We start from the raw sequence: 10,271 nt of genomic DNA on the forward strand, positions 1-10,271 counted from the left end.
GGTCAGGCCGGGAACTGGAAGGACGGCTCTTCGGGCTCGGCGACCTCCGGGTCGCGCTCCCACCCCTCGTGCTCCAGCTTCAGGCTCTGGATGGCCACCGCGTTGGCGTTGGCGTCCAGCTCGCCGACGATCTGGTACTCGGCGACCCAGGCCCGGTAGACCTTGTAGGCCACGGCGACCTGCCCCGCCTCGTTGAGCACCTGGATCACGATGTCCTTGCGGAAGTCCCGCAGCGACGACTCCGACCCGCGACCCTGCCCGACCGACCAGACCTTGTTGGCCCAGCGGTCGAACTCCGCGTCGTGGGTGACGCCGCGCTCCAGCGTGATCGCCTCGAACTCGGTGCGCCCCGCGGACTTGCGCGGTGAGCTGGCGTCGCCCCCGCTGCGGTGCTTCACCACCTCGGTGGTCCGCTTCAGCGGACTGATCTTGGACACCCCGGCGACCGGACGACCGTCCCACAGCACCACGAACTTGAAGTTCTTGTAGGGGTCGAACCGCTGGGGGTTGACGATGAACTCGGCCATGCGAACCTCACACCTCGATCTGCCCGGCCAGCTGCTCGATCCTGACGACGACGAACTCGGCCGGCTTCAGCGGTGCGAAGCCGACGAGGATGTTCACGATCCCGTTGTCGATGTCGTTCTGCGTCGTGGTGTCCTTGTCGCACTTGACGAAGTACGCCTCGCGCGAGGAGGCGCCCTGGAACGCGCCGCGCTCGAACAGCGTGTTCAGGAACGCGCCCACGTTCAGCCTGATCTGCGCCCACAGCGGCTCGTCGTTGGGCTCGAACACCACCCACTTCGTGCCGCGGTAGAGGCTTTCCTCGATCATCAGCGCCAACCGCCGCACCGGGACGTACTTCCACTGCGAGGCCAGCGCGTCCGCGCCGTCCAGCGTCCGCGCGCCCCACACCACCGGGCCGATCACCGGGAACGACCGCAGGCAGTTCACGCCGAGCGGGTTGAGCAGGCCGTTCTCGGTGTCGTTGAGCGGCACGGTCAGCGCGCGCGTGCCGGTGAGCCGGGCCTCGGTGCCGGCGGGCGCCTTCCACACGCCGCGCTCGCCGTCGGTGCGGGCCATGATCCCGGCCACCGCGCCGCTCGGCGGGAACGACCGCAGCCGACCGGTCAGCGGGTCCACCTGCTCCAGGTGCGGGAAGTACAGCGCCGAGTGGTCGCCGCGCACCGCGTCCAGCGCGGGCAGCCCCGCCCGCGCCCTGGTCAGCGTGTTCCACGCCACCGGGCTGTCCACCAGCAGGAACGCCCGCTTGTCCACGCACAGCCGCTGCGCCTCGGCCAGCACCGCGACCTGCTGGTCGACCGACTCGAACCCGCACACCTCGGGCAGGCACAGCAGGTTCACGTCCGGCACGTCGCGCAGCGCGTGCAGCCCGGTCTTGAGCAGCTCGTTGCCGATCAGGTCGGCCGGACCGGGGACGTCCCCGTCCCGGCCCTCGGTCCCGTTCACCGCGTAGGCGGTGAAGTTCGGGGCCGCGTTGAGGTTCAGCGCGGCGGAGACCGGGCCGCCGAACTCCAGCACGGTGCCCGGGTCGTCGGAGCCCGACACCACCTGGAGGCGGTTGCCCATCGGCACGACGCGCGCCGCGCCGAACGTCCGGGAGCCGGGGGTGTCCGGGATCGTGCGCAGCGCCGCCTCCAGCGCCAGCGCCAGCTCGAACAGGTTCACCGGCGCGCCACCGATCCGCGTCCTGCGCACGGTGTCCTCACCGCGGACCTTCACCTCCAGGTCCCCGTCCGGGATGGCCGGCAGGTCCTCGCCGAACGCGCCCGACACCGTGCCCACCGGTTCCGGCCGCAGGCCGGACCCCTTGTCGTCCACGGTGATCAGGTCCGAGCGGGAGTTGACCACCGCGACGACGTGGCGCGGGTGCGCCGGGTCGGGGGAGACGTCCGCGAAGGTCTCACCGCCGACCCGCAGGGTGTAGGTCTCGTCCGGCGTCGGCGTCGCGTAGTCGATCGACACCCGCAGGCCGTTGCCCCAGGCGCCCGGTTCCTTCGCGCGCACCTCCAGCGCCTCGCCCGGCGCCTTCGCGGGGTTGTCGGTGCTGTTCTTCAGCACCACCGACGCGGGCTCCGCGTTCGAGGCGACCCGCACCACGACGCCGACCGACCCGCCGTTGAGGAAGAACTGGCGCACCGCGTAGCTGACCGGACTGCGGGCGGCGACCCCGCCGAACCGCCGTTCGAAGTCGGCGAAACCGGTGATCGTGACCGCCTCGTCCACCGGACCGCGCGTCGTGTAGCCGACGAACGCGCACACCGACGTGGACACAGCGGTAATCGTGCGAACCCGGCTCGGCAATTCCTCGATGTACACGCCGGGGTAGGTCGGTGAAACAGGCATACGCCCTCCACGATTCCTCGACACTGCTGTGTGCGGAGGAAAGGGCAGGAAGCAAGCCCGAACGGCCCCTCTGGTCCCCAGTCCCCCCGGCGCAAAGGATCAAACCCGATCATTTACCCGGAGGTGCCGGGTGTCAAGCGGGTGAGCGACGTTGCGAAGAATCTGATCCTAATGGGTGAACGGGAACCGATCATTCCTTGGTCGTGCGGAATCCATTGTTCTCGTGCTCTGTTTCTCGATTCAGTCCCGGGTTTTGCAAGTCGTTGGCGTCTTCGGACCCGCGGGGTGACCCGGTGAGCGATGTCCGGTGGAGCCGAACCGCCGTCCGGGACGCCGGGACGTCCCGGACGGTGATCCGGTCTCCGTCGCAGACGGGGTGTCAGCCGTTCGCGAAGTAGATCCTGGCTCCGGCGCAGCTGTCCGGGCAGTGGAGCTCGGCCCGGTACGTCGAGTACACCCGATTACGCCAGATGTCGTGGTTGCCGCTGCTGCGGTTCTCCCGGACGACCTCCGGCGAGCCGGGGACCGCGACATCGCGGACGAGGACGAACGAACGGCCGACGACCCCTGTCGTGGCGGCGTGGAAGATCGTGGAACCGGCCGTGTTGATCGGTGGGGTCACGCAGGACCACTGCGTGACCCTGCAGTGCACCTGATCGATGGCGAGCGCCGAGCCCGGAACGGCCAGCGAGATCGCCATCGCACCGGCGGACGCCAATGCCGTGGACAAGATCCTCGTTCTCATGTGCTCCTCCTCGACGGGCCCGCCGGGTGCCGCGGTCGACCGGGTTCCTGCGGTTCGGTGGTCGACAGCCGGGCGGGCCGGCGTGTTCCACTGTGCGCCGCCGACTCCGCAGGTTTTCCGAAATTTTCAACAATCCGCTGGTCAGGTCTGGTTTCACGGCACACGGTATTGATCGTGCGCGTGCACCCCACGACCTCCGCGGTCGACGGGTGGAATTTTCTCCGGGCGGTACAGACATGTTGGAGGTGTTCACAGAGAACGGCGGTCAGGTGGGGCCGGCGGACTCGCCGAGGCTGTCCAACCGTCCCTGGACGCACTGGGCGTCAGCGTTGCGCCCCTGTTGCCGGTACAACTCCTGTGCTTGTCGCCACGCGGCGCGAGCCCGGGCGCGCTGGCCGAGGGCGACGTGGGGGTGCCCCAGGTTGTCGAGGGTGCGGGCCGCCTCGGCGTTGTTGCCGAGAGCGCGGTACAGGTCGAGGGCCTGGCGGTAGTGCCTGACCGCTTGGCGGTGCTGGCCAGTGCGGTGGGCGATGTACCCGAGGCTGTCCTGGGTGGCCGCCTCGCCGTCGCGGTGGTGGTGCAGGCGGCACAGGACGAGGGCGGCCCGGCAGTGGTCGCGGGCGGTGTCGTAGTCGCCCAGCCGGGCCGTGTACCAGCCGGCGGTGTTGAGTTCGCGCGCTTCCCCCACCGGGTGCCCGAGGGTGCGGTAGAGGCGCAGGGCGTGGTGGGTGTGCTCCAGGGCTTTCCGGTCGTCCTCTTGGAATTCCCAGGCCCGCGCGAGTTCATGGTGGGTGTGCGCCTGTTCGGCAAGGTCGTGGTGCCGTTCTGCCGAGGCGAGGGCATGGTGCAGGTGTTCGACTGCCTGCTCATGCCACCCCGATTCCGCGTAGGTGTGGCCGAGGAGCCGGTGGGCCACGACGGGGGCGGCGGGGTCCGGCAGGTGGGTGGCGGCGTCGGCGGCGGCTCGCCACACGGCCAGCGCGTCGGGGTGGTGCCCCCGCCACTGGTGGAAGGTGGTCAGGGTCCAGGCCAGGTGCCACACGGCTTCGTGGCGGTGGTGGGCGCTGGCGGTGTGCTGGGCGGCCAGGAGGTGCGGGTGGTGGGTGTCCAGCCAGGCCATCGCGGCCGGCTGGTCCGGCAGCGGGTGCGGGTGGGTTCTGTGGGCGGGCGGATCGAGCCGGATCGGCCGACGGTGCGGGTTGAGCAGGTTTTCGGCGGTGTGGGCGGTGTGCCGGTAGAAGTCCACCACCCGCTCCAGCGCTGCTCGCCGCACCGGCTCGGAGAGGCTGCTGAGGGCGGTGGTGGCGGCGTAGGCGCGGACCACGTCGTGCATCCGGTAGCGGCCGTGCGGGTGTTGGTCGAGCAGGGAGTGGTTCTCCAGGGCGCGTACGACCTTGCGCGTGCGGGCTTCGGGCAGAGCGGTGAGGGACGCGGCGGCGGGCAGGTCGAAGTCCGGGCCGGGCGCGATCCCGAGCAGGGCGAACACCGCGCGCTGCACATCGGTGAGGTGACGCAGGGACCATGAGAGCACCGCGGGCAGGCTGGCGGTGGGATCGGTCTCATGGTCGAACGCCTCCAGTCCGAGATCACGCAGTTCGGCGGCCAACGCGGCCAGCGGAACCCGTGAACGGGTCACGGCGTGGCGGGCGGCGATCGCCAACGCCAGCGGGTGGTATCCGCACAACTCGACCAGCTCTCCGATCGCTCCCGGTTCGGCGTCGACCCGCTGTTCCCCCAGGCGTCGGGCCAGCAGGGTGCGGGCCTCGTCGCGGGTGAGGACGCCCAGTGACAGGTGACGGGCGCCGTACCGGTCGATCAGGGAGGACAAGGTGGTGCGTCCGGTGACCAGCACGGTGCAGGTGGGGGTGCCCGGCAGCAGCGGCAGGACCTGGTCGGTGGTGGCCGCGTTGTCCAGCACGACCAGCACGCGCTTGCCGGCGATCACGCTGCGGTACAGCGCCGCCTGGGCCTCCAGGTCAGTCGGGATGCCATCGGGTTCGACACCGAAGGCATCGAGGAACCCGCGAACCGCGGCCACGGGGTGCAAGGGCCGGTTGCCGGGGCTGAAACCGCGCAGGTCGACGAACAACTGCCCGTCGGGGAAGCGGTGGGCGTTGCGGTGCGCCCAGTGCAACGCCAACCAGGTCTTGCCGACACCGCCCACTCCGCCGATCGCCGCGATGACGACCTCTCCGGCGGTCGCTGTCCTCGACCTGGGCGTGGCTCCCGCTCTCGCGGACGGGTGTTCGCCCGGCTTGTCGGTCGACAGCTCGTCCAGGTGGACCAGTTCGGCGGCACGACCGGCGAACGGCCGTGGTGGCGCGGGCAACTGCCGGGGCACCGGGCAGCACGATCCCGCTGTCGCACCCACCGTCGCCGAGGACAGGGTGGGGTCCGCGGTGAGGATGCGGTGGTGCAGCTGTCGCAGCTCCGGTCCGGGGTCGGCACCCAACTCGTCGGCCAGCCGGGTGCGCACGTCCTGGTAGAGGGCCAGGGCTTCGGCCTGACGTCCACCGCGGTACGAGGCGAGCATGAGTTGGGCGGCCACGCGTTCGTCCAACGGGTGCGTGGTCGCGCGGAGTGTCAGCTCGGGCAGGACCTCGGCGTGCCGCCCGAGCCGCAGTGCCAGGTCGAGGCGTTCGGCGTCGGCGGCGAACCGCTCCAGCTCCAGCCCTTCCCGCACTGCGACGGCCCAGGGCGTGTCCAGATCCGCCAACGCCCCGCCCCGCCACAGCGCGCGCGCCTGCCCCAGCAGGTCCAGGGCACGGGACGCTTCCGCCGTGGTCCGTGCCTGGGCGACCAGACCGCGGAACCGGTGCACGTCCACCTGGTCGGCATCGGTCAGCAGGACGTAACCGCCTCCACGTCGCTCGATCGTCACCGCTCCCGCGATGTCGGCGGCGACCAGCGCTTGACGCAGGTGGGACAGGTAGTTGCTGACCAGTTGCCGTGCCCGGTGCGGCGGCTGTTCTCCCCAGACCCGGTCCACTACCTGGTCGGTCGTCACAACCTCGTTGGCGTCGGCCAGGAGCGCCGCCAGCACGCATCGCCGGCGGGCGTGCCCGAGATCCACCCGGGAGCCGTCGACGAGGAGCTCCACCTGACCCAACAGCCGCAGTTCCACCGTCATGGCGGCACTCTCCCCTCGACCACCGCTGGGCTTCCCATTCCCCCCCACCGGACAGGCGATCCGCAGGGTGCCGTGCACGCCCTCCACTCATTCGCTCAGACACCGGGATCAGCTCCGCGGCAACGCGTCGAACTGTCGTTGGACGCGATCGGCGGCAGCGTGGTGGTGTTGCTCGCGGTACACCTCCAGCGCCGCGAGCCACAGGGCTCGGGCCTGCTCGTACTGCTCCAGGGCGGCGTGCGTTGCACCCAGCCGGTCGCGGACTGCGGCGACGTGGTAGGTGTAGCCGAGAGCATCGAGCAGGGCGAGTGATCGCTGGTAGCAGTCGATCGCCTCGCGGTGGTGGCCGGTGTGGTGAGCGATGTGCCCCATGGTTTCCCACACGTCCGCTTCGCCGTCGGGGTCGGGGTGCCGGCGGTAGAGGAGGAGTGCGGCCTGGCAGTGCTCACGGGCCCGGTCGTGGTCCCCGAGTCGGGTGGCGCACCACCCGACGGCGTTGAGTGCGGTGGCTTCTCCTCCGGGATCTTCCAGCACGCGGAAGAGGCCCGCGGCGTGCACGGCGTGTTCCAGTGCCTGCCGGAAGGCCCCTTCCTGCTCCGGGGGTTGCAGTTGCCAACTCCGCACCTGCCAGCTCCGCGCGAGCATCAGCCGGGTGCTCGCCCCGTTGACGTGGTCCTGGTGCTGTTCCGTCAGGACGAGCGCCCGTTGCAGGTGTTCGACGGCCTGTTCGTGCTGCCAGAGGTCGGCACAGCAGTTGCCGAGGCGCCTGAGGGACACGGCCAGGACCGCGGGGTCCTGGAGGTGTTCGGCGGCGTCCAGCCCGGTCTGCCAGACGGCGAGGTGGTCGCGTCGGCGCCCTCGTCTGACCAGGAAATCGCTCAGGCACCAGACCAGTTGCCACGCCATCCGGTACCAACCTCGTGAAGTAGCGGTGCCCAGTGCGGCCAGGAGGCAAGGGCTTTCGTCGTCGAACCAGGTCAGGGCCGCAGACAGGTCGGGCAACGGGTGGGGGAGGTACGAGGGTTCGGGTGGGTCGACCCACGGCGCGCGTCGGTGGGGAGCGAGAAGTCCCTGGCCGGTGTACGCGGTGTGCGCGTAGAACCCGACCAGCCGCCGCAACGCCGCCTGCCGCGCCGGCTCGGCAGGCTCGTGGCCGGCGAGGGCGGCCGCGTAACCGCGCACGAGGTCGTGCATGCGGTAGCGACCGCGGCTGTCGCGGCTCACCAAGCAGGCGTCCTCCAAGCCGCGCAACAGCGCCCGGGTCCGGGCGAGGGGGAGACCGGCGAGGTTGGCGGCGGCGGGCAGCCCGGTGTCGGGACCGGGGGCGGTGCCCAGGTGCGCGAAGACCTGCCGTTGCTCGGCGGTCAGGTGGTGCAGGGACCACGACAGGACCGCGGGCAGGCTGGCGGCGGGTTCGTCGCTGTCGAGCGCGATCAGGCCAGTGTCCCGGAGTTCGTCGACGAGTTCGGTCAGGGTGGTTCCAGGCTGGCTGTGGGCGCGTGCCGCGAGGATGCCCAAGGCCAGCGGGAACCCGCCGCACAGCAGGATCACGTCGTCCACCGCCGACGATTCGGCTCTCGTGCGCTCCTCGCCGAGGCGGCGGGTGAGCAGGGAACGGCCTTCCGGCGGGGAGAGCACGTCCAGGTACAGGTGATGGGCACCGTGCGCGGTGATCAGGCCGGGCAGTCGGTGCCGGCTGGTGACCACCACCGTGCAGGTGTTCCCACCGGGCAGGAGCGGGACGACCTGGTCGGTGGTGGCGGCGTTGTCCAGCACGATGAGCATCCGCCTGTTGGCGACCAGGCTGCGGAACAGCGCGGCCTGGGCGTGCGGGTCGACGGGGACGCGGTTGCGCGGCACACCGAGGGCGTCGAGGAAGCCTCGCACGGCCACCGCCGGCTCCATGGGCTGTGAGTCCGGGCTGAAGCCGCGCAGGTCGACGAACAGCTGCCCGTCGGGGAACCACTCGGAGTGCTGGTGCGCCCAGGTGATCGTCAGCCAGGTCTTCCCCATGCCGCCCGCCCCGGCCAGTGCGCAGACCACCACGGTGCGTCCGGCGGTGGAGTCGTTGAGCGTGACGAGGTCGAGTCGCCCCAGTTCATTGTCGCGGCCGACGAACGGCTCGGGTGCGGCCGGGAGTTGCCGGGGCACGATCGCCGGGTCGGTCGCGGCCGGCTCAGGGGCCGCAGCAGCAGGCGATCCGGGTGACGTGGTTCCGACCGCCGCAGCGCCCGTCGGGGAAGGCGGTGCCAGTTCCGCGGCGTCGGTGAGGACTCGTTGGTGCAGCAGGCGCAGTGTGGCGCCGGGATCGGCCCCGAGTTCGTCGGCCAACCGCAGCCGCAGCCGGTCGTAGTGCAGCAGTGCTTCGGCCTGGCGGCCACCGCGGTGCAGGGCGAGCATCAGTTGACCCGCGACGCGCTCGTCGAGTGGGTGTTCCCGGGCACGGGCGGTCAGCTCGGGGAGCAGTTCGACGTGGTTGCCCGAGCGCAACCGCAGGTCGACCCGATCCACGTCGGCCGAGAAGCGCTCCCGCTCCAGTTCTTCGCGCACGGTGTTGATCCACGGCGTGTCCAAGCCGGCACAAGCCGGTCCCCGCCACAGCCGTGAGGCCCGCTCCAACAGGGTCACCGCGCGGGATTCGTCGGCCTGCGACCGGGCCAGGCCCACCAACTCCCGGAAGAGGTGCAGGTCCACCGCACTTTCGTCCATCTCCAGCACGTACCCGGTGGAACGCCGTCGGATGGGCGCCGGGCGGTCGTCGACGGTCAACACCTTGCGCAAGCGCGAGAGGTAGCTGCTGACCACTTCCCGCGCCCGGCGCGGCGGGTCGTCCGCCCACACCCGGTCGACGAACTGCTGCACTGTCACCACTCGGTTCACCTCGATCAGCAACACGACCAACACGCACTGCTGTCGAGCGTGCCCCACCTCCAGTCGCTCGCCGTCGACCAGACCTTCGACATTGCCCAACAACCGCAGTTCCACCGAACCTCCCCGTAGGGACCTCCCTACCGCCGCGCCCTCGCGGTCGACACCGCTGACCGGTCGATTCCAGCGATCCGGCAGGCAGCACGAGAACACGGCGTGATCACCGAACGCCAGTCGTTCACCGTGAACGCGTCCCGGCAGGAGGTCGGGCGGGAATCGACAGGAGAACCCGTGAACACCTATCGACGGATGGCCGTGACGGTCGCTTTCTGCGCCGCGTCCTCCATGGCGGTGCCGCACCAGGCCGGTGCCGCACCGCACACCGGTGCGGCGATCGTCAGGGCTTCAGGACTGGCGTCGTGCACGCCGCGCCACCTCGACGCCGAGTACTGGGCGACCTGCACCGCGGGCCGCACGCCGTCCAGGGTGCGGGTGGGTGGTCTGTGCAGGCAACCGACCGGGGACGACACGTGGCGCTGGACGGACTGGATCACCGTCTCCGGCAGCAACAGCACACCGATGCAGGGCCGGTGCGACATCGAGGTGCACGACTCCGCGGTCGAGGTCCAATCGCTCTGAACACCGGGCGGGAACCGCCCGGACACCGACTCGGTCACTTCTCGATCGCCCTCGGCGACCGTGAGCGCGCTCTTGTGGCGTGAAGCGCTGCGGCTGTGGATCACCTGCATGTCGGTTACCCGGGCACAATGCCGCGCGTGGAGCCGATTACCGAGGCGGAGGTTCGGGTCGTCCCGGCCAACGAGGCGTCGTGGGACGACGTCGAGGCCGTTTCGGGGCTTCCGACCTCGGTGAGTGCTGCTGCCGGCGGTTCGAGCTCGGGAATTGATCCGGCGGGACAGCCGCAGGAGGGGTGGGGCACCGCTTAGCGGGAGCAGGCCGCTCGCGGTCGAGCGGGCGCGTCCACCAACGGGTTGATCGCCTACGGCGAGCCGGCGGGGTGGGTGGCCGTCGAACCCCGGATCGCCTACTCGGAGTTGCGGACGCTCCGCGTTCCTCGGGGTGGTCGGAATGAAGACAAGACGACGGCGTGTGGGCCGTGACGTGCTTCGTGGTCCGCAAGGGGGGCCGGAGGCACGGGGT

The 10,271-nt window shown here is 70.7% G+C and carries 6 protein-coding genes; 1 reads left to right on the forward strand and 5 read right to left on the reverse strand.

Translation table 11 applies throughout. The features are described from left to right. Nucleotides 1-2: 2 nt before the first annotated feature. The 5 genes from ACR807_RS25745 to ACR807_RS25765 form a co-directional block, all read right to left on the reverse strand. On the reverse strand, nt 3-527 hold the full coding sequence (locus ACR807_RS25745; protein ID WP_438923982.1) for a phage tail protein: 525 nt from the start codon (nt 525-527) through the stop codon (nt 3-5). Between the two features lie 7 nt (nt 528-534). After that, on the reverse strand, nt 535-2,295 hold the full coding sequence (locus ACR807_RS25750; protein WP_438923983.1) for a phage tail sheath family protein: 1,761 nt from the start codon (nt 2,293-2,295) through the stop codon (nt 535-537). 451 nt (nt 2,296-2,746) lie between these two features. Continuing rightward, the gene (locus tag ACR807_RS25755; RefSeq protein WP_438923984.1) at nt 2,747-3,112 is read right to left on the reverse strand and encodes a hypothetical protein; all 366 of its coding nucleotides are present in this window, start codon (nt 3,110-3,112) and stop codon (nt 2,747-2,749) included. A gap of 265 nt (nt 3,113-3,377) precedes the next feature. Continuing rightward, nucleotides 3,378-6,242 (reverse strand): AfsR/SARP family transcriptional regulator, encoded by a 2,865-nt coding sequence (locus tag ACR807_RS25760; RefSeq protein WP_438923985.1) that lies wholly within the window; start codon nt 6,240-6,242, stop codon nt 3,378-3,380. 108 nt (nt 6,243-6,350) lie between these two features. Further along, nucleotides 6,351-9,227: an AfsR/SARP family transcriptional regulator gene (locus ACR807_RS25765; RefSeq protein ID WP_438923986.1), complete on the reverse strand. Its 2,877-nt coding sequence runs from the start codon at nt 9,225-9,227 to the stop codon at nt 6,351-6,353. 174 nt (nt 9,228-9,401) lie between these two features. Between ACR807_RS25765 and ACR807_RS25770 the strand changes: the two genes are divergently transcribed. Continuing rightward, nucleotides 9,402-9,749, forward strand: coding sequence for a hypothetical protein (locus tag ACR807_RS25770; RefSeq protein WP_438923987.1), 348 nt, complete (start codon nt 9,402-9,404; stop codon nt 9,747-9,749). Nucleotides 9,750-10,271: the final 522 nt, after the last annotated feature.

Origin of the sequence: Saccharothrix sabaoui (assembly GCF_051756985.1) — a bacterium.
Taxonomy (GTDB): Bacteria; Actinomycetota; Actinomycetes; order Mycobacteriales; family Pseudonocardiaceae; genus Actinosynnema.

Bases quoted from the DNA above. Each gene is read 5' to 3' on its own strand.
- ACR807_RS25745 (WP_438923982.1), bottom strand. From the start codon at position 527: ATGGCCGAGTTCATCGTCAACCCCCAGCGGTTCGACCCCTACAAGAAC.
- ACR807_RS25760 (WP_438923985.1), bottom strand. From the start codon at position 6,242: ATGACGGTGGAACTGCGGCTGTTGGGTCAGGTGGAGCTCCTCGTCGAC.
- ACR807_RS25755 (WP_438923984.1), bottom strand. From the start codon at position 3,112: ATGAGAACGAGGATCTTGTCCACGGCATTGGCGTCCGCCGGTGCGATG.